Annotated in this window: 20 protein-coding genes; 8 read left to right on the forward strand and 12 right to left on the reverse strand. The window is 63.7% G+C overall.

Features of this window, described 5'->3' with window-relative positions; translation table 11 throughout:
- Positions 1-10 precede the first annotated feature (10 nt).
- Positions 11-1,123, forward strand: coding sequence for an ABC transporter ATP-binding protein (locus NKH23_RS00390; RefSeq protein WP_352717271.1), 1,113 nt, complete (start codon positions 11-13; stop codon positions 1,121-1,123).
- A gap of 80 nt (positions 1,124-1,203) precedes the next feature.
- Here the strand turns inward: NKH23_RS00390 and NKH23_RS00395 are convergent, their stop codons facing one another.
- The 9 genes from NKH23_RS00395 to NKH23_RS00435 form a co-directional block, all read right to left on the reverse strand.
- Positions 1,204-1,443 carry a DUF680 domain-containing protein gene (locus NKH23_RS00395; protein ID WP_352915127.1) on the reverse strand — a complete coding sequence of 80 codons (240 nt, stop codon included), beginning with the start codon at positions 1,441-1,443 and terminating at the stop codon, positions 1,204-1,206.
- Positions 1,444-1,511: 68 nt separating this feature from the next.
- On the reverse strand, positions 1,512-1,718 hold the full coding sequence (locus tag NKH23_RS00400; protein WP_352717269.1) for a DUF680 domain-containing protein: 207 nt from the start codon (positions 1,716-1,718) through the stop codon (positions 1,512-1,514).
- 71 nt (positions 1,719-1,789) lie between these two features.
- Entirely contained in the window at positions 1,790-1,993 is a 204-nt protein-coding gene (locus NKH23_RS00405) for a DUF680 domain-containing protein (protein WP_352717268.1), read from the reverse strand.
- 442 nt (positions 1,994-2,435) lie between these two features.
- Complete coding sequence (locus NKH23_RS00410; RefSeq protein WP_352915124.1) at positions 2,436-3,185, reverse strand: FAD-binding oxidoreductase; 750 nt, start codon at positions 3,183-3,185, stop codon at positions 2,436-2,438.
- A complete protein-coding gene (locus NKH23_RS00415) occupies positions 3,182-3,793 on the reverse strand; it encodes a molybdopterin-dependent oxidoreductase (protein ID WP_352915121.1) in 612 nt (203 codons plus the stop codon). Before NKH23_RS00415 ends, NKH23_RS00410 begins: the two co-directional genes overlap by 4 nt.
- A 133-nt stretch (positions 3,794-3,926) precedes the next feature.
- On the reverse strand, positions 3,927-5,465 hold the full coding sequence (locus NKH23_RS00420; RefSeq protein WP_352915119.1) for a DegQ family serine endoprotease: 1,539 nt from the start codon (positions 5,463-5,465) through the stop codon (positions 3,927-3,929).
- 362 nt (positions 5,466-5,827) lie between these two features.
- Positions 5,828-6,553: an MBL fold metallo-hydrolase gene (locus tag NKH23_RS00425; protein ID WP_352717263.1), complete on the reverse strand. Its 726-nt coding sequence runs from the start codon at positions 6,551-6,553 to the stop codon at positions 5,828-5,830.
- 16 nt (positions 6,554-6,569) lie between these two features.
- Positions 6,570-7,736, reverse strand: coding sequence for a diphosphate--fructose-6-phosphate 1-phosphotransferase (locus NKH23_RS00430; RefSeq protein WP_352915116.1), 1,167 nt, complete (start codon positions 7,734-7,736; stop codon positions 6,570-6,572).
- Positions 7,737-7,832: 96 nt separating this feature from the next.
- Complete coding sequence (locus NKH23_RS00435; protein ID WP_353034132.1) at positions 7,833-8,597, reverse strand: L,D-transpeptidase; 765 nt, start codon at positions 8,595-8,597, stop codon at positions 7,833-7,835.
- Between the two features lie 188 nt (positions 8,598-8,785).
- On the opposite strand from NKH23_RS00435, the gene NKH23_RS00440 reads away from it, so the two are divergent.
- The 3 genes from NKH23_RS00440 to xylB all read left to right on the forward strand — a co-directional run bounded on the left by NKH23_RS00440 (position 8,786) and on the right by xylB (position 12,388).
- The gene (locus NKH23_RS00440; protein ID WP_352717259.1) at positions 8,786-9,409 is read left to right on the forward strand and encodes a LysE family translocator; all 624 of its coding nucleotides are present in this window, start codon (positions 8,786-8,788) and stop codon (positions 9,407-9,409) included.
- Positions 9,410-9,418: 9 nt separating this feature from the next.
- Positions 9,419-10,744: a tetratricopeptide repeat protein gene (locus tag NKH23_RS00445; RefSeq protein WP_352915110.1), complete on the forward strand. Its 1,326-nt coding sequence runs from the start codon at positions 9,419-9,421 to the stop codon at positions 10,742-10,744.
- A gap of 189 nt (positions 10,745-10,933) precedes the next feature.
- The gene (gene xylB / locus NKH23_RS00450) at positions 10,934-12,388 is read left to right on the forward strand and encodes a xylulokinase (RefSeq protein ID WP_352915243.1); all 1,455 of its coding nucleotides are present in this window, start codon (positions 10,934-10,936) and stop codon (positions 12,386-12,388) included.
- Positions 12,389-12,426: 38 nt separating this feature from the next.
- On the opposite strand, the gene NKH23_RS00455 is transcribed toward xylB, so the two are convergent.
- On the reverse strand, positions 12,427-12,789 hold the full coding sequence (locus NKH23_RS00455; RefSeq protein WP_352915107.1) for a nuclear transport factor 2 family protein: 363 nt from the start codon (positions 12,787-12,789) through the stop codon (positions 12,427-12,429).
- Between the two features lie 109 nt (positions 12,790-12,898).
- Here NKH23_RS00455 and xylA point away from each other — a divergent pair, with 109 nt between their 5' ends.
- Positions 12,899-14,224 carry a xylose isomerase gene (xylA, locus tag NKH23_RS00460; RefSeq protein WP_352915104.1) on the forward strand — a complete coding sequence of 442 codons (1,326 nt, stop codon included), beginning with the start codon at positions 12,899-12,901 and terminating at the stop codon, positions 14,222-14,224.
- An 83-nt stretch (positions 14,225-14,307) separates the two neighbouring features.
- Here xylA and NKH23_RS00465 read toward each other — a convergent pair whose 3' ends face one another.
- Positions 14,308-14,940: a TetR/AcrR family transcriptional regulator gene (locus NKH23_RS00465; RefSeq protein ID WP_353015918.1), complete on the reverse strand. Its 633-nt coding sequence runs from the start codon at positions 14,938-14,940 to the stop codon at positions 14,308-14,310.
- Positions 14,941-15,033: 93 nt separating this feature from the next.
- Here NKH23_RS00465 and NKH23_RS00470 point away from each other — a divergent pair, with 93 nt between their 5' ends.
- Both NKH23_RS00470 and NKH23_RS00475 read left to right on the forward strand, forming a co-directional pair.
- The gene (locus NKH23_RS00470) at positions 15,034-15,690 is read left to right on the forward strand and encodes an O-methyltransferase (RefSeq protein ID WP_352915099.1); all 657 of its coding nucleotides are present in this window, start codon (positions 15,034-15,036) and stop codon (positions 15,688-15,690) included.
- 163 nt (positions 15,691-15,853) lie between these two features.
- Positions 15,854-16,063: a hypothetical protein gene (locus tag NKH23_RS00475; protein WP_352915096.1), complete on the forward strand. Its 210-nt coding sequence runs from the start codon at positions 15,854-15,856 to the stop codon at positions 16,061-16,063.
- Between the two features lie 6 nt (positions 16,064-16,069).
- Here the strand turns inward: NKH23_RS00475 and NKH23_RS00480 are convergent, their stop codons facing one another.
- Positions 16,070-17,050: a GlxA family transcriptional regulator gene (locus NKH23_RS00480; protein WP_352516932.1), complete on the reverse strand. Its 981-nt coding sequence runs from the start codon at positions 17,048-17,050 to the stop codon at positions 16,070-16,072.
- Positions 17,051-17,126: 76 nt separating this feature from the next.
- Between NKH23_RS00480 and bcoG the strand changes: the two genes are divergently transcribed.
- On the forward strand, positions 17,127-18,038 hold the full coding sequence (gene bcoG, locus NKH23_RS00485) for a 3-dehydrocarnitine:acetyl-CoA trimethylamine transferase BcoG (protein WP_352915093.1): 912 nt from the start codon (positions 17,127-17,129) through the stop codon (positions 18,036-18,038).
- The last annotated feature ends 18 nt before the right edge of the window (positions 18,039-18,056 follow it).

The following is an 18,056-nucleotide window of genomic DNA, read 5'->3' on the forward strand; positions in this document are numbered from 1 at the left end:
GGTACGTACCATGGCCGATGTCACGCTAAGGCAAGTGAAGAAATCATACGGCAATCTCAACATTCTGCACGGCGTCGACCTCGACATAAAGTCGGGCGAATTCATCGTCTTCGTCGGTCCGTCTGGTTGCGGCAAGTCGACCTTGCTGCGCTGCATCGCCGGGCTGGAGGAAATCACCTCGGGCGAGCTCAAGATCGACCGCGAAATTGTCAATGACGTGCCGCCGTCGAAACGCGGCATCGCCATGGTGTTCCAGTCCTATGCGCTCTATCCGCACATGACGGTCTACGACAACATGGCGTTCTCGATGAAGATCGGCAAGGAAAGCAAGGCCGAGATCGACAAGCGGGTGCGCCAGGCGGCCGAGATCCTGCAGCTGACCAAATATCTCGACCGTCTGCCCAAGGCGATGTCGGGCGGCCAGCGCCAGCGCGTCGCCATCGGCCGCGCCATCGTGCGCAATCCCAAGGTCTTCCTGTTCGACGAGCCGCTATCCAACCTCGACGCGGCGCTGCGTGTCGCCACCCGCATCGAGATCGCCAAGCTCAAGGAATCGATGCCGGCGACAACGATGATCTACGTCACCCACGACCAGGTCGAGGCGATGACGCTGGCCGACCGCATCGTAGTGCTGAAGGAAGGCCATATCGAACAGGTCGGCACGCCGATGGAGCTCTACAAGCGGCCCGGCAATCTGTTCGTCGCCCAGTTCATCGGCTCGCCGGCGATGAACATCCTGCCGGCAACGATCGACAGGACCGGCAACCCCACCGTCGTCAGCCATGTCGGCGGCCGCAAGGCGACGGTGCCGATCGCAACGCCTGTCTCGGCGAAAGGCGCTGCGGTGAGCTTCGGCGTGCGGCCGGAGGATCTGATGATTGCCACTGGCGCCGACTATTTGTTCGAAGGCACGGTCGATTATGTCGAGCAGCTCGGCGAGGTCCAACTCGTCTATGTCGACATCGGCCGCGCCGACCTGCCGCTGGTGACCAAGCTGCCGGGCAATGTCGAGGTCAAGCGCGGAGCGACGCTGCGGCTGACGGCTGACGCCGGCGACCTGCATATTTTCGACGCGGACGGGCGCTCTTTCGCGCTCCATGAAGCAGAAGCAAAGGCGGCTTGAAGCAGGCGTTTTTCCGCCATGCAAAAGACAAGAGCGGCGGGCATGGCCCGCCGCTCTTGTTTTTAATTCCAGTTCGGCTGTTAGTTGTTGCCGAAGAGGTTGCGGTCGGCGCCCTGAGGCGCGGACTTAGGCACATCGCCAGACGAATTCAGCAGCTTGTAGATCGGCGAGTTGCTGTCACGCACCGAATACGTCTGCGTCTTGTCGACGTTGACGGTCGTCTGCTTGTTGATGTCGGTGCCGCCAACATTGTCGTTGCGGGCATAGGCGCTGCCGGCGGCAATCAAGAGAGCGGCGGCAGCAAGAACGATCTTTTTCATTTTAATACTCCTGAATTTCTCGGGTCCCGGCAGCGGGCATGCCGCCGCCTTGATGGTGGGATCGGCTGTTAGTTGTTGCCGAAGAGGTTGCGGTCGGCGCCCTGGACGACCGGCTGCTTTTCAGCCTGGTCCGACGTCTTGACGGAAGCCGTGTACGAGCTATCGACAGAAGCGGTAGGCTGGTTGGCACCGTTGGAACCATAATTGTCGCTAGCGGCGAAAGCGCTGCCGGTGATGGCCAGAACGGCGGCGGCAGCAAGAACGATCTTTTTCATTTTAATACTCCTGAATTTTTTCAGATCCCGGGCGGCGGATATGCCCGCCGCCCTGATACTGGGATCGGCTGTTAGTTGTTGCCGAAGAGGTTACGGTCGGCGCCCTGGACAGGCTGCTTGTCAGCATGAACCGGCTTCTGAATGGAAGCCGTGTACGAGCTGTCGACCGAAGCGGCAGGCTGGTTCGCACCATTGGAACCAAAGTTGTCACTGCCAGCGAAGGCGCTGCCGGTGATGGCCAAAACGGCGACGGCGGCAAGAGCGATCTTTTTCATTTTAGTACTCCAGTATCTTAGTTTTCGGTCCGTCTAGCGGCGTGTCTTGGGAGGAATTCGCGTCGTTCGGACAGCCCCGATGTGGGAAAGCCAATGGCCAGTTTCCAATCACGAAGTTGTTTGGTGTGGACCAAGAATCTACACCTTGAAATTGTGCCAGAGATTCCCTTCGCCACAATTTTATTTATAAATATCAGGTGGATAGCCCGTAGCATCGGTCTGGCTGCAAGGTGACTTGGAGAGGCAGCGTTCACAGCGTCCTGCACGCATTGTCAACAGAAACGAACCGTTCGGTTCGATTTTTTAAAACCGATAAAAGTAGCAGCAGGGGTTGTTTATGGAATCGTTAACCATTTCAGCCAAACGCGGCCTCGCCGTTCTGCCTGTTTTCGGCCCATTTATGCCGGCCGGCGAAGGCAGCAACCGGGCAAGCAGAACCGGGTCAGACCCCGTAGCGTTCGGTGCGGATGAGTGCCGCCGGCACGCCGGCATCGATCAGTGCCTCGGCGGCGGCCGTCACGAATGCGTTCGAGCCGCAGACGAAGGCGAGCTTCAGCGGCGCGGGCAGCCTCGTCATGGCTTGCACCATCATCGCGGCGTCGATCCGCCGCGCATAATCCGCCGGACGGCGGGCCGGCTCGCGCGTCAGCGTCAGCACCAGGTCGAAACCATCCCGGCGCTCGGCGAGGTCGATCAACTCGTCGCGAAAGACCACCTCGTCCCAGACCCGCGCCGAAAACACCAGGGCGGCGGCGACCAGCGATCCCCGCATCGCCCGGTGACGGACCATCGACATCAGCGGCACCACGCCCGACCCACCGCCGACGAGCAGGAGCGGTCCGCCATCGCCGTCGGACCAGACGAAATGGCCGCCGAGCGGCCCGCGCAACTCGACCTCGTCGCCCACCGCCGCGATCTCGTGAAAGAATGGCGAGACCTCGCCGTCCTCGAGTTTTTCAATCGCCAGCTCGATGGTCTCGCCGGTCTCCGGCGCCGAGGCGATGGAGTAGGAGCGGCGCGCCTGATAGCCGTCAGGTGCAGTCAGCCTGACGTCGACATGCTGTCCGGCCCGGTAAGCGAAGGGCCGCGAGGGCTGCAGGAAAAAGCTGGTGACGCGCGGCGTACGCTTTTGGATGCGGGTGATGGTGACCGTCTGCCAGGGCGACTGCGCCGCCGGTGCGTCGCCGCTCATGGATCGTTCGTGTAGCGCTGCTCGCGCCACGGGTCGCCATAGATATGATAGCCTCGCAACTCCCAGAAACCCGGCTCGTCACGCTCGGTGAACTGCAACCCGTTCAGCCATTTGGCCGATTTCCAGAAATAGAGATGCGGAACGAGCAGCCGTGCCGGGCCGCCATGGTCGGGGGTGATCGGCCTGCCCTCGTAAAGCAGCGCCACCATCGCCTTGCCGCCGGTGAGATCCTTCGTCGGCACATTGGTGGAATAGCCGTCGAAACCCAGCGCCAGCGTGAAGGCAGTGGGCGGCTCGATGCCGGCGTCGGCAAGGATGTCGTCGACCAGCACGCCCTGCCACGCCGTGTCGAACTTGGTCCATGCGGTGACGCAATGGATGTCGCGCGTCATCTTGGTCAAGGGCAGCGCGTTGAACTCGGCCCAGTGCCACTTCTTGATTGGCCGCGGCCCATGCTTAAGCGTGAACGACCAATCCTCGGTGCGCACATGCGGCGTCGGGCCGGCCGACAGGACCGGGAAACCTTGCTCGAGATATTGCCCCGGCGGGATACGTGCATCCGTATCCGTCGGCGGCTTTCGTCCGGAAGAGAAGCCTCGGGTAACCATCGAGAATATCCGTTTGCGCAAGGTCCAATCGACCTTTGTCAGTTTTCTCGAAGACGCGCCCGCGGGCAACCGAAATCTTGGCTCCGGCCTGGCGGCAATGCTCTACATCGACCTTGGCAGCGCGCCGTCTGCTTCAGCCACTGGCGAAGGGCACGGCGACAAACATCTGGGCGTCGCCACGCTCGACAAGCAGCAGCACCGATTTCTTGCCAGATTTGGCAGCCTGCACAATCGCCTGGTTAGCCTGCCTGGCGCTCCTCACCGGATGCTGGTCGACGGTGACGATGATGTCGCCGGGCTGGATGCCGGAAGCCGATGCCGCCTTGTTCGGGTCGACGCGCTCGACCAGTGCGCCGTGCTGGTTGCCTGCCAGGTTCATTGCCTGGCGCACATCCGGGGTGACGTCCATCAGGCCGAGACCGAGCGCCGGTGCGCGAAAGCCCTGCTCCGTCGACGGCTGACCCTGATCGCCTGTCACCGATCCCGTTGCCATGTCGTCTTCGTTGCGCCCGACCTCGACGGAGATCTGCAGGCTTTGCCCCTTGCGCCAGACACTGAGGGTTTCCCTCGTGCCGGGCGCAACGTCGGCGACGGCGCGCGACAGATCCCTTGGATCCTTTATGTCCTGGCCAGCGAAGCTGGTGATGACGTCGCCGGTCTCGATGCCTGCCCTGGCGGCCGGCGATCCGTCGCTGACCTGCGCGACCAGCACGCCGGCGGGGTGATCGAGGCCGATGGCGCTCGCCATGTCAGGCGTCACCGGCTGGATCTGGACGCCGAGATAACCGTACTGGATGGAGCCGCCTTTCATCAGCTTGGCGACGACCTTTTGCGCCTGGTCCGAGGGGATGGCGAAGCCGACGCCGACGCTGCCGCCATTCGGCGAAAAGATCGCCGTGTTGATGCCGACGACATTGCCGTTCACATCCGTCAGCGGGCCGCCGGAATTGCCCCGGTTGATCGGCGCGTCGATCTGGATGAAGTCGTCAAACGGCCCGCTGTGCAGGTCGCGGCCGCGCGCCGAGACGATGCCGGCCGTGACCGTGGTGCCAAGGCCGAAAGGATTGCCGAAGGCGAGCACCTGGTCGCCCGGCATGAGCTTATCGGAATCGCCCCATTTGACGGTCGGCAAGGGCTTGCCGGCCTCGACCTTGAGCACGGCAAGATCGTTCTTGGCGTCATGGCCGATCAATTTGGCGGGAAGCTCGGTGCCGTCGTCGAGCGTCACCTTGATCGACTGGGCGCCGTCGACGACGTGATTGTTGGTGACGATGGTGCCGTCGGCGCCGACGATGAAGCCTGAGCCGAGGGCCTCGGTGCGCGGCGCCTGCTCCGGCGGTGTTTTGGGGGCGGGCTGTCCCTGGTCATCGAAGAAATGGCGGAAATAGTCGTCGAAAGGCGAGGTTCCGCCAAACGGCGAGGCGTCGCTCATGGTGTCCGGCTGTTGAGCTTTCATGACCGTCGTGATGGTCACCACCGCCGGTTTGTCCGCCGCCACGACCGGCGCGAACGAGCCGCTCGGCGCCGTCATGCCGGTGACGGGAGGGGTGACTGTTGCCGCCAGGACATCATTCAGCCTGGGAGCGAGAGGCAGGGCGAAGGGGCTGACAACCAGCGCGGCGCCCAGCAGAGCGGCGACGCGATGTCTGCGAAGGGTCTGGATTGGTGACATGGCCGTTGTCCGGGCGAGAGATTGGTGAAGCCACAACGTTCCGTCACCGGAACGATTCACCGGCGCGTCGGTCGTCGGCCTTGCCTGTCTCGCCTGTCACGGCAGCCGACCGGATCGACAGCCCCGCATTTAGGGCACCGATCGTCGTTTCCAGATAATATTACGAAGATTTAATTTCCGGCTGGCAACCGCCGTGCCGGGCTGGCGCCGAAACCCGAAAACAAAAACCCGCCTTGCGGCGGATCGTTGGGGCGAATCAGCACCATACCCAAATTAGTAGCATAGCTGCCGGCACAAAGCAAGAACAAAATAGCTACCCAAGACAAATCGCTTCAGATTTGCGCCGCTTCAGCAGAGGCCTCCTATTCGCCTTTCCCGTCGGTCCGGCTGAGATAGGTGGTGGCGATCTCGCGCATTCGCCTGCCGTCGAAGCTCGGTCCATGGCCGCCATGGCCGATGCGGATCGGCAGGTCGAGCAGGCGCTGCATGGTGCGGCGATAGGCGACGCGATCCGAATCCGGCAGGTCGTCGATCAGCATGGCGTCGTAGATGGCGTCGCCGGCGAAGAAGAGGCCGTCTGCCTCGTCGAACAGCGCGATCGAATCCGGAGAGTGGCCGGGCAGATGCAGGACGCGGAATTGGCGGCCGCCGAGGTCGATCCTATCGCCCTCGTCCAGGGTCCTAGTCAGCGGCGCCGGCTGAATCCTGTAATCGGCCGCTTTCCAGCCCTTTGCCGGCAGCCTGGAGACGGCGCCTTCCAGATCATGGAACATGTAGGCGTAGGTCACCGCTTCATCCATGCTGTCGAACTGCGCGGCGCTGTGGCTCGGCCCTGCCCGCAACGGAAACTCGTGCAGCGAGCCGACATGATCGAGATGGATATGCGTGGCGACGACCAGCAGCGGCTTGCCGGCCGGCGTGTCGATCTGCGGCGCCAGCGGGCAGATCCCCATGCCGGTGTCGACCAGCAGGTCGACATCGCGGCCGCGCAAATGCCAGATGTTGGCGCGCACGAATTCATGCACCAAGGGCTCGGTCAGCATCGTCGTCTTGGCATCGACGATGGTTTTGCTGAACCAGCTGTCCATCAGATCAAGGCCGGCATCAGACGAACGGCTTGCCGATCTTGTACTTTTGCGGGACCAGCCGCTTCAGATAGGCCATCCCCGCATCGGACAGCCGGTTGACATCGGGCAGCATGAAATCATCCGGCATATGGCGCGTTTTGCCGGCGACGTTCTTCAGCGGCACCTTCTTCAGCACGGTTTTCTTGCCGTCATATTGCAGCGCCACCGAACCGCCGCCCTCGTCGGCCACCGTGACCGCGAAGGCGCCGGCGTCGAAGGCCTCCTGCGCGTCCACCGCGCTGATGGCGCCGACATAGCCGCGCGGCATATAGCCGAGCGCATCGACGCGCGCCCGCTTGCCCGGCAATCCTTCGGCGAGCGCGCGCTCCAAGGCTGCCGGCAGGTCGCTGCCCGACAGCTTGACATTGCCGTGCTGGTCGCGCTCCAGCTTTTCCGGCGGCACAAGGCTTTCGACCAGCGCCTTGCCGTCGGCGGTGCTGACGCCTTCGGAGACGGCAACGATGCAGCGCTTGTGGCGGTCGAGCGTGGCACGCACGTCGTCGATGAAAGCTGCCGCCGAGAACGGCCGCTCCGGCACGTAGACGAGATGCGGGCCGCTGTCCTGATCGAGCTGCCATGCCGCGGACGCGGCCGTCAGGAAACCGGCATGCCGCCCCATGACGATGCCGACATAGATGCCCGGCAGAGCGCGGAAATCGAGATCGACCGAAAGGAATGCTCCAGCGACGAACTCGGCCGCCGACATGAAGCCGGGCGTGTGATCGTTCTCCTCGAGATCGTTGTCGATGGTTTTCGGCGCGTGCACGAAGGCGATCTTGCCGCCGGCGGCGTCGGTCAGGATCTGCTGCGTGCCCGAGGTGTCGTTGCCGCCGATATAGATGAAGGCATCGGCGCCGGCTTTCTTCAAGCCATTGAGGATGAGATCGCAATAGGCGGCATCCGGCTTGTCGCGCGTCGAACCAAGCGCGGCGCTCGGCGTCGCCGCGATCAGCCGCAGGCGGTCCTCGGGGATGGCGGAAAGATCGACGTAATTGCCGTCACGAATGCCGCGCACGCCGTGGATGGAACCAAGGACCTTGGCGCCGGGATGCCGCTTGCGGATTTCGAGCGCAGCGCCCACCACGGTCTGGTTGATGACGGCGGTCGGGCCGCCGCCTTGCGCGATGACAAAAGTTCCGGCCATTGTTCACGTCTCCCGGGCAATGAAAATCGCAGGCACATTCGCCTGTCTTGCGGCATCGCGCAACGGCAGAGTGATCGTTGAAAGCGAAGCCGCCGTTCAGAAGACGACGACCGGGTTTTTCTTGGAGACGCGGCTGTAGAGATCGATGATGTCCTGGTTGATCAGGCGCACGCAGCCCGACGACATCGCCTGGCCGATGCTCCACCATTCGGGCGAGCCGTGGATGCGATAACCGGTGTCGCTGCCGTTCTGATAGATGTAGAGGGCACGCGCGCCGAGCGGATTGTCGAGGCCGCCCGGCTGTCCGCTTTGCCATTTCACCAGCTCCGGCCTGCGGGCGATCATCTCGGGCGGCGGGGTCCAGACCGGCCATTCCTTGCCGTATTGGACGTTGGCGCGGCCGGACCAGCGGAATCCGTCCTTGCCGATGCCGACGCCGTAACGGATCGCCTCGCCGCCGGGCTGCACCAGATAGAGCAGCCGCTCCTGCGAGTGAACGACGATGGTGCCGGGCTGCTCGCCGGTCGGATCGACGACGATCTGGCGGCGGAACTCCGGCTTGACCTTGAGATAGGGCACTTCCGGCACATTGAAGCCACCGTCGGTGAGCGAAGCGTACATCACGTTGGGGCTGGTGATGTTCTTGTCGACGCTGATGCTCGGACGGACCGGCCGGATCGAGCCGGTGGTCACGTCGTCGAGCTGGAGCGACGGCAGATCCAGCGTCTGACTGCAGCCGGCGACGCCGAGCAGCGCCAGCGCACCGGCGCCGGACAGCACCGTGCGGCGGGAAAGCTGTATTTCGGTTTCGATTGCGTCGCCATTATGCGGCAGCGACAGACCGTGCGGCAACTCACGCATTTACCCAAACCCTACGCTATCGGCGGGAAACACGGTCCGGCCGGATCGCAGGCATTTTCACCAATCATGGTTGAAAAAGCGTGAAGGCCGGCCGCCTCGCGTTAACGAGGGGCTTTTTCGATTTTTGCCTCTTTACATCTTCGCGAGGCCAAGGATTTATCCTCTTCTTTGAGCTCAAGGAGAAGAAAATGTCCTTCGAAAACTGGGCCGCGTTTGCCGCCGCCTCGGCAGTCCTTCTGGTCATTCCGGGCCCGACCATCCTGCTGGTGGTGTCCTATGCGCTCGGCCAGGGCTGGCGCACCGCGCTGCCGATGGCAGTCGGCGTGGCGCTCGGCGACTTCACCGCGATGACACTGTCGATGCTGGGCATCGGCGCGCTGCTGGCGGCGTCGGCCACCGTGTTCACCGTGCTGAAGGTGATCGGCGCCGGCTATCTGATCTATCTCGGCATAAAGTTGTTTCGCGCCGGCGGTGCGCTCAGGGCCGAACCGCGCACCGATGCGGTATCGTCGGCGAAAATGACGGCGCATGCCTGGCTGGTCACCGCGCTCAATCCGAAAAGCATCACGTTTTTCGTCGCCTTCCTGCCGCAGTTCCTCGACCGGCATGCGGATTTCTGGGCACAGATGCTGATCTTCGAGATGACCTTCCTGGCGCTCGCCTTCGCCAATGCCTTCGGTTATGCGCTGATCGCGGCAAGGGCGCGCAACGTGGTGCGCAACCCGAAGGCGATCCGCATCTTCAATCGCACCGGCGGCACGCTGCTGGTCGGCGCCGGGATCGCGACGGTGGCGATGCGATCGGGCAACTGAGGACAGACCATGGCGGTCAGCGATGCATTCGGCTTGACACTGTCCGGCGCGACGGAGGCCGGGCTCTCGTCCTACAGCCGGGCTGCGCGCGAGTTGCAGTGCTTCATCGGCGATCCGGTCGGTACAGTTGACCGGGCAATCGCCGACGATCCCGGCTTCGTCATGGCGCATGTGTTCAAAGGTTATCTCTTTGGCCTTGCCACAGAGCGCGAAGCGACGGCGCTGGCCAAGGCATGTCACGAGGCAGCGCTGCCGCTTGCCGCGACGACGCGCGAGCAGGCGCATGTCGCCGCCCTTGGCCACCTTGCGGAGGGACGCTGGCACGAGGCCGCCCGCGTGCTGGAGGATATCGCCATCGAGTTTCCGCTCGATGCGCTGGCGCTGCAGACCGGCCACCAGATCGACTTCTTCACCGGCAATGCGCGCATGCTGCGCGACCGCATCGGCCGCGCGCTGCCGTTCTGGCAGAGCGGCATGCCGGGCTACCACGCCATACTCGGCATGCAGGCCTTTGGCTTGGAGGAGATGGGCGACTACGCGCGCGCCGAAAAGCTTGGCCGCACGGCGGTCGACATCGAGCCGCGCGACGGCTGGGCCCAGCATGCGGTGGCCCATGTCATGGAGATGCAGAGCCGGCAGAAGGACGGCATTCTGTGGATGCGCGCCAATCCCGAGGCGTGGACGCGGGAAAGCTTCCTGCAGGTGCACAATTGGTGGCATCTGGCGCTGTTCCATTATGATCTCGGCGAGACCGACGAGGTGCTGGCGCTCTATGACGGGCCGATCTATGGCGAGCGCTCGACGCTGGCGCTCAACATGGTCGATGCCTCGGCGATCCTGTGGCGGCTGCATCTCGGCGGCGTCGATGTCGGCGAGCGCTGGACAACACTCGCCGCCAATTGGGCGCCCAAGGCCAGCGCCGGCCATTATGCCTTCAACGACGCCCACGCAATGATGGCGTTTGTCGGCGCCGGCTTCGAAGCGCCGGCCAGCGGCTTGCTCGAGGCGCAGCGCGAGGCGATGCAGGGCAAAGACGACAACGCCGGTTTCACCCGGGATGTCGGCCATCCCCTGACGCTCGCCATCAAGGCATTCGGCGAGGGCCATTATGCCGAGACGATACGCCTGATCCGGCCGATCCGGGCAATCGCCCATCGCTTCGGCGGCAGCCACGCACAACGCGACGTCATCGACCTGACCCTGATCGAGGCGGCATTGCGTTCCGATGATGGCGCGCTGGCGAGGGCGCTTGCGTCGGAACGTGCACTGGCACGGCCGGACAGCCCGTTGTCAGCACTGTTTTCACGGCGTGCAACCGCTCTCGCGGCGAATTGACCAAGACTAAATCTTGCCTTAAAAACTGCCCCGGCCAGATTTTTTCGAGTGTCGAAAAAATCTTCGCGTGTTGACCGGAGCTTGTCCGGCGGCACGATTGCCGGGATATCTTCACCGCCCGTGTCGCAAGACCGGGACGAGAAGCAAGGAAGACCGTCGCCGCCAGGCATGACGGACATGGGAGGAAACATGTATCTCGGCCTCGATCTCGGCACGTCGGGCGTCAAGGCGCTGCTGATCGATGCGGCGCAGGGCATCGTCGGTTCCGGCCATGCGTCGCTCGACGTGTCGCGTCCGCATCCCGGCTGGTCCGAACAGAACCCGGCCGACTGGACCCGCGCCTGCGAAGCGGCGATCGCCGAGCTGAGGTCCATGCATGCGAAGGAACTCGCGGCGGTCAAAGGCATCGGCCTTTCCGGCCATATGCATGGCGCCACCCTGCTCGATGCCGCCGACCAGGTGCTGCGTCCCTGCATCCTGTGGAACGACACACGCAGCCACGCCGAGGCGGCTGTACTCGATGCCGACCCGCGCTTTCGCAAGCTGACCGGCAACATCGTCTTTCCCGGCTTCACCGCGCCGAAGCTGGCCTGGGTGAAAAACAACGAACCGGCTGTTTTCGCCAAGGTGGCAAAGGTCCTGCTGCCGAAGGACTTTTTGCGGCTCTGGCTCGCCAGCGAGCACATTTCGGAAATGTCGGATTCGGCCGGCACGTCGTGGCTCGATGTCGGCAAACGAGCCTGGTCCGCCGAACTGCTCGCCGCCACGTCGCTCGACGAAAGGCAGATGCCGTCATTGGTCGAAGGCACGGCAAAGGCCGGTGCCTTGCGCGGCGAACTGGCCGCGAAATGGGGCATGCAGGCCGGCATCCCGATCGCCGGCGGCGCCGGCGACAACGCGGCCTCGGCCTGCGGCATGGGCACGGTCGGCGCTGGCCAGGCTTTCGTCTCGCTCGGCACGTCAGGCGTGCTTTTCGCCGCCAACGCGTCCTATCTTCCCAATCCGGAAAGCGCGGTGCACACATTCTGCCACGCACTGCCCGGCACCTGGCACCAGATGGGCGTCATCCTGTCGGCAACCGATTCACTCAACTGGCTGTCGGGGATAGCTGGAAAAAGCGCCGGCGAGTTGACCGCCGAACTTGGCGATGCGCTGCAGGCGCCGACCGGCGTCTCCTTTTTGCCCTATCTCTCGGGCGAACGGACGCCGCACAATGATTCCGCCATTCGTGGCGCGTTTACCGGGCTTGCACACGAGACCGGCCGCGCCGCGCTGACCCAGGCCGTGCTCGAAGGCGTCGCCTTCGCCTTCCGCGACAGCCTCGACGCGCTGGCCAAAGCCGGCACGACGCTGACCCGGGTGACGGCGATCGGCGGCGGCTCGCGTTCGCGCTACTGGCTGAAGGCCATCGCGACAGCGCTTGGCCTGCCCATCGATATTCCAGCCGACGGCGATTTCGGCGCCGCCTTCGGCGCGGCCCGGCTTGGCCTGATTGCGTCGACCGGTGCCGATCCGCGCGCCGTGTGCACGGCGCCGGCGACGGACACCACGGTCGAGCCGGTCGCCGCCCTCGGCGATGCCTACGCGGATGCTTATCAGCGCTACCGGGCGCTTTATCCGGCGATCAGGAGCGCCACGGCGTGAGCGGATTCCCGCCCTCGCCGCGGCCTGCCGAAAAGGCCTCACTGCGCCGGCAGCTTGTCGAGAAAGCCGGTGATGCTTTTCAGCCGGCCATTTTCGATGACGCCGATATCGGTGCCTTCGATGATGGACTCGACGCCGTCCGGCCCGAGGTTCCAGGAGAAGCGGATGGTATCGGCGAAGCCGTCCGGCTTGCCTTTCAGCGAGAACCTGAAGCCGGCAAAGCGCTGCTGCACGCCGTCGATCAGCGCCGCGATGCCGTCATGGCCGTCGCCCTGCATGATCGGATCGCGATAGCCGACGTCCTCGGTGAAGGTCGCCTCGAGCAAGGCTTTCCTGCGCGCGGCGTCGCTCTCGTTCCAGGCGGCGATGTAGTTTTCGGCAATGGTGTTGAGGTCGGTCATGGTCTGTCTCCTTCGTTGAGTGGCTTTGACATGTGCCTTTCACCCAGCACCAACGCGAAACCAATTACGCCTGAGGTAATCAGGCCGAACCATGCGAGAGGAAAAGAACATGACCAGCGGTTTTTTCGGCGATATCCAGCAGATCAAATACGAGGGACCGGATTCGACCAATCCGCTGGCCTACCGGTTCTACAATCCCGACGAGATCGTCGCCGGCAAACGGCTTGAAGACCATCTGCGCTTTGCCGTCGCCTATTGGCATTCCTTTGCCTGGCCGGGCGGCGATCCGTTCGGCGGCCAGACGTTTGACCGGCCATGGTTCCCCAAAGCCGGCGGTGTCGACACGATGGAACTGGCCAAGCTCAAGGCCGACATCGCCTTCGAGATGTTTTCGCTGCTGGGCGCGCCTTATTTCTGCTTCCACGATGCCGATGTGCGGCCGGAGGGCCGGGACTTTTCCGAAAGTGCGGCGCGGCTCGACGAGATCGCCGACTATTTTGCTAAAAAAATGAAGCAGACCGGCGTCAAGCTGTTGTGGGGCACGGCCAACCTGTTCTCCAACCGCCGCTTCATGTCGGGCGCCGCCACCAATCCCGATCCGGACGTCTTTGCCTATTCGGCGGCGACGGTGAAACACTGCATCGACGTCACCAAGCGGCTGAACGGCGAGAACTACGTGCTGTGGGGCGGCCGCGAGGGCTATGAGACGCTGCTCAACACCGACCTTGGCCGCGAGCAGGAACAGGCCGGCCGCTTTCTCAATCTGGTCGTCGACTACAAGCACAGGATCGGCTTCGAAGGCACCATCCTGATCGAGCCGAAGCCTCAGGAGCCGACCAAGCACCAGTATGATTATGACGTCGCCACCGTCTATGGCTTCCTCAAGCGTTTCGGACTGGAGAATGAGGTCAAGCTCAACATCGAGCAGGGCCACGCCATCCTGGCCGGCCATTCGTTCGAGCATGAACTGGCGCTGGCCAATGCGCTCGGCATTTTCGGCTCGATCGACATGAACCGCAACGACTACCAGTCGGGCTGGGACACCGACCAGTTCCCCAACAATGTGCCGGAGATGGCACTGGCCTACTACCAGGTGCTGCAGGCCGGCGGCTTCAAGACCGGCGGCACCAATTTCGACGCCAAGCTCAGGCGCCAGTCGCTCGATCCGCAGGATCTGCTGATCGGCCATATCGGCGGCATGGATTGCTGCGCACGCGGTCTCAAGGCGGCAGCGCGCATGGTCGAGGACAAGGCGCTGTCCGCCCCGCTCGCCAAGCGCTATGCCGGCTGGGATGCGGCCGAGGCCAAGGCGATGCTTGCCGGCAAGCGCACGCTGGAGGAAATCGCCGAGCGCGTCGTCAAGGAAAAGATCGAGCCGCAGCCCAGATCCGGCCGCCAGGAACTGCTCGAAAATATCGTCAACCGGTACGTCTGAGGCGTACCCCGTTCGCGGCCGCATTGTTCAGCGGCCGCGGGATAAAGAGCACTTTCCGCGGGGCTGAGACCGACGACAAGGTCTTAGTCGTGATCGAGGCCTCTCAGGTAGGCGCAAAACATGTCGGCCATGGCGTCGGCGTAGGCTTCGATCTCCGCGGAAGTTCGGGGCGCCTCCGAGAACTGCTTCCCCACCGTACTGAGCGTCGTCACGATCAAGTCGCCGGCCAATTCGCGAGTCACTTGCGCGGCGTTGGGCAGCGCCTCCTGCATGAAGATCTGGATGGTGCGGTCTCCGGACGCCCTTGCCGCCTGCGCCTCAGGCGCATCGCGGTAAAGCGGTGCGGCGTCGTCGAGCGCCACACGCACCGCGGCCTCGTCACACTCCGAGCGGAGGAAGGCGTGGACCAGGCCGCGCAGCCGTTCAAGCGGCGGTTTCCTGATATCCTCGAGGATGTCGCGCAGCAAATCGGTCGTCTGCCGCCATTCGTCGCTCTGGAGCCGGAACAGGATCGCCGCCTTGTTCGGAAAATACTGATACAGCGATCCGACGCTGACACCGGCCTTCTCGGCCACCCGTGCCGTGGTGAAGCGCTGTGCGCCTTCTTTCGCCAAAACCTGAACAGCAGCCTGCAAAATCGCAGCGACGAGCTCCGCCGAGCGGACCTGCTTGGGCTGTTTTCGCGAGGAAATCCGCGGACTTCGGTGATCGCTCATTGCGAGGCGCGCCAATGCGATTAGTGAATGCGAATGATTAGTCGTATTTTGAATGCCGCACAAGAACGCATTCAATTTTGACTGGAGACCGCTATGACCACACTGACGACAAAGCCGCTCGCGCCCCTGCTGGACCGCCTGTTCGAGGAAGCCGCTGCGGCAACGAGCCCTGCAGTGGCAGAATTCTCCGCCGAGGAGCGGATGCGCCTGGTTCGAAGCAAGACCGAATACGTCGAGCTCTATGGGCGGCTAAGGGACCTCTGGCTTCCCGTTTCGCGAGAGACCGGCACGCTGCTCTACATGCTGGCACGAGGCAGCGGCGCACGGACGATCGTCGAATTTGGAACCTCGTTCGGCATCTCGACCCTGCACCTTGCCGCAGCCTTGCGGGACAATGGCGGCGGCCGCCTGATCACCAGCGAGTTCGAGCCATCCAAGGTGACGCGCGCCAGGAGTAATCTGACAGCAGGCGGTCTCATTGACATGGTGGAAATCCGCGAAGGAGACGCGCTGCAAACATTAAGCGTCGATCTTCCCGAAACCGTCGACCTGCTTCTGCTCGACGGCGCCAAAGCGCTCTATCCCGAGATCTTGAGTCTGGTTGAAAACCGCCTCAGGCCGGGCGCCTTCGTCGCTGCCGACAACGCCGATCTTTGCCCCGAATACCTCGAGCGGGTGCGCTCGACCGGGAGTGGCTACATGTCCACGCCGTTCGGCGAGGATGTTGAACTGTCGATGCGGCTTGGCTGAAGCACTGCCTGACTGCCGGAACGATCGTGCCCAAGATGGGCGGCGGCGGACAAAACTTTGCCCGGCATCGCCCCTCAATCGCCTCGCTCTTGCCTTCAAACAGCCGTCACGAATCTCGTATATGTGGTTCGTGGCGGGAACAGAAAGAAGGAGGCGAAACGATATGCAGCACGAACGCGAAATCGACGCCCTGCTCTCATCTGGCGAGGCCGGATCGATCATCGACCGGCTGATGGCGCTGCCGTACCCGAAGCAAGGTGCGTTGAGTGCAAACGAATGGGATCGCGCGGTCGCCAGCCGCTTCGAGACCCATCTTGCGAGACAGATGCGCTCGCAGATCGACGGCAACAGCGTCCGCCAGGACGCTGCCTGACCCCTACTATCTCTGGCGCAGCCTGACCGGCGCTTCGCCGAACGCTCTTGAAAACGCTCTGGAAAATGCCGCGGCGGACGAAAACCCCGTTCGCCCGGCAATGTCCGCCATGGCGATGCGCGTGTCGACCACCAGGCGGCGCGCGGCGCCGAGGCGCAGCCTGAGGTAATAAGCGCCGGGCGTTTCGCCGATCGACTTGCGAAAGATGCTTTCCAGCGTCCGTGCCGTCACCCCGGCGCGCTTTGCCACCGCGGCGATGGTCAGCGGCTGGTCGACATGCGCTTCCATCAGCCGGATGGCTTGCGCCAGCCTGGGATCGTAGCCGTCAAGACGGCCGAGCGAGACCAGCGGCTGCGCGTCCGTCGCGGCGCGCGCCTGGTCATAGATGAAGACGCTCGCGACATCGAGCGCCACGGCCATGCCGAGCCGCGTGCGGATCAGATGCAGCATCAGGTCGAAGGTCGGTGAGGCGCCGCCGGAGGTGAACACCGGGCCGTCGATGACGTAGCGGTCGGGGCGCACGTCGACACCGGGAAAGGCCGAAGAGAAATCCTCCATGTCCTCCCAGTGGGTGGTGGCGCTGCGCCCCTCCAGCAAGCCCGCGCGCGCCACCAGCCAGGTGCCGGCCTCGACGCCGCCGCAGGCGCGCGCCGCGCGCGCCGCCCGGCGCAGTCCGGACAGCAGAGCCGATGTGGCATAGTTCTGCGTGCCGAAGCCGGCGACGACGACCAGCATGTCGGTTGTGTCAGCCGCATCGAAGCGGCCGCTGACCGCCACCGGCAGGCCGCATGTGGTGACCGGCGCCTCGCCTGTGACCGAGACCAGCCTGAAATCGAACAGCGTCTCACCGGCAATACGGTTGGCGGCGCGCAACGGATCGACGGCCGACGCGACGCACATGATCGACGAGCCGGAGAATACCAGCAGCGTCACCTTGAGCGGCAAACGTTCGGCACGAAAGATCGTCGGTTTTTCGGTTTTGGTCACACGATCTTCGTAAAACGCAAAACAGTTTCCGGCAAGTCAGGCATTCTTGCCCTACGTTCTATTGGGAGAGTGTCCGATGCCGTTAGCGATGAACCGTGAGGTTTTCATTACCTGTGCCGTGACCGGGTCCGGCGGTTCGCAGGACCGCAGCCCGCACGTGCCGCGTTCGCCCAAGCAGATCGCCGATTCGGCCATCGAGGCAGCAAAGGCAGGTGCGGCGATCGTGCACTGCCATGTGCGCGATCCCGAGACCGGCAAGCCGCGACGCGACGTGCACCTTTATCGCGAAGTAACGGAGCGCATCCGCGCGGCGGATGTCGACGTTGTTTTGAACCTGACCGCCGGCATGGGCGGCGACATGGTGTTCGGCCCGCCGGAGAACCCGCTGCCGCTGAACGAAAAAGCCACCGACATGGGCGGTGCCACAAACCGCATGGAGCATGTGCGCCAGTGCCTGCCGGAAATCTGCACGCTCGACTGCGGCACCATGAATTTCGCCGAGGCCGATTATGTCATGACCAACACGCCCGGCATGCTGCGCGCCATGGGCGGCATAATGACGGCGCTCGGCGTCAAGCCGGAGATCGAGGCCTTCGACACCGGCCATCTGTGGTTCGCCAAGCAATTGGTCGAGGAAGAAGTGCTGAAGCCGGACGCCTTGGTGCAGTTGTGCATGGGCGTGCCGTGGGGCGCGCCGGACGACCTCAACACCTTCATGGCGATGGTCAACAATGTGCCGCCAACCTGGAACTGGTCGGCCTTTGCCATCGGCCGCAACCAGATGGCCTATGTCGCGGCCGCGGTGCTGGCCGGCGGCAATGTCCGCGTCGGGCTGGAGGACAACCTCTGGCTCGACAAGGGGGTGCTGGCGACCAATGCGCAGCTGGTCGAGCGGGCGGTCAGCATCGTGTCGAATATGGGCGCCAGGGTCATCGGCCCGGATGAGGTGCGCAAAAAGCTGAACCTGACGAAGCGCGCACCGCTTTGAAAAGCCGCTAGCCGGTTG

Origin of the sequence: Mesorhizobium sp. M1328, assembly GCF_040318075.1 — a bacterium.
Lineage (GTDB): Bacteria > Pseudomonadota > Alphaproteobacteria > Rhizobiales > Rhizobiaceae > Mesorhizobium.

Coding starts and splice junctions, on each gene's coding strand:
- NKH23_RS00390 (WP_352717271.1), top strand. CDS start 11: ATGGCCGATGTCACGCTAAGGCAAGTGAAGAAATCATACGGCAATCTC.
- NKH23_RS00395 (WP_352915127.1), bottom strand. CDS start 1,443: ATGAAAAAGATCGTTCTTGCTGCCGCCGCTCTCTTGATTGCCGCCGGC.
- NKH23_RS00400 (WP_352717269.1), bottom strand. CDS start 1,718: ATGAAAAAGATCGTTCTTGCTGCCGCCGCCGTTCTGGCCATCACCGGC.
- NKH23_RS00405 (WP_352717268.1), bottom strand. CDS start 1,993: ATGAAAAAGATCGCTCTTGCCGCCGTCGCCGTTTTGGCCATCACCGGC.
- NKH23_RS00410 (WP_352915124.1), bottom strand. CDS start 3,185: ATGAGCGGCGACGCACCGGCGGCGCAGTCGCCCTGGCAGACGGTCACC.
- NKH23_RS00415 (WP_352915121.1), bottom strand. CDS start 3,793: ATGGTTACCCGAGGCTTCTCTTCCGGACGAAAGCCGCCGACGGATACG.
- NKH23_RS00420 (WP_352915119.1), bottom strand. CDS start 5,465: ATGTCACCAATCCAGACCCTTCGCAGACATCGCGTCGCCGCTCTGCTG.
- NKH23_RS00425 (WP_352717263.1), bottom strand. CDS start 6,553: ATGGACAGCTGGTTCAGCAAAACCATCGTCGATGCCAAGACGACGATG.
- NKH23_RS00430 (WP_352915116.1), bottom strand. CDS start 7,736: ATGGCCGGAACTTTTGTCATCGCGCAAGGCGGCGGCCCGACCGCCGTC.
- NKH23_RS00435 (WP_353034132.1), bottom strand. CDS start 8,597: ATGCGTGAGTTGCCGCACGGTCTGTCGCTGCCGCATAATGGCGACGCA.
- NKH23_RS00440 (WP_352717259.1), top strand. CDS start 8,786: ATGTCCTTCGAAAACTGGGCCGCGTTTGCCGCCGCCTCGGCAGTCCTT.
- NKH23_RS00445 (WP_352915110.1), top strand. CDS start 9,419: ATGGCGGTCAGCGATGCATTCGGCTTGACACTGTCCGGCGCGACGGAG.
- xylB (WP_352915243.1), top strand. CDS start 10,934: ATGTATCTCGGCCTCGATCTCGGCACGTCGGGCGTCAAGGCGCTGCTG.
- NKH23_RS00455 (WP_352915107.1), bottom strand. CDS start 12,789: ATGACCGACCTCAACACCATTGCCGAAAACTACATCGCCGCCTGGAAC.
- xylA (WP_352915104.1), top strand. CDS start 12,899: ATGACCAGCGGTTTTTTCGGCGATATCCAGCAGATCAAATACGAGGGA.
- NKH23_RS00465 (WP_353015918.1), bottom strand. CDS start 14,940: ATGAGCGATCACCGAAGTCCGCGGATTTCCTCGCGAAAACAGCCCAAG.
- NKH23_RS00470 (WP_352915099.1), top strand. CDS start 15,034: ATGACCACACTGACGACAAAGCCGCTCGCGCCCCTGCTGGACCGCCTG.
- NKH23_RS00475 (WP_352915096.1), top strand. CDS start 15,854: ATGCAGCACGAACGCGAAATCGACGCCCTGCTCTCATCTGGCGAGGCC.
- bcoG (WP_352915093.1), top strand. CDS start 17,127: ATGCCGTTAGCGATGAACCGTGAGGTTTTCATTACCTGTGCCGTGACC.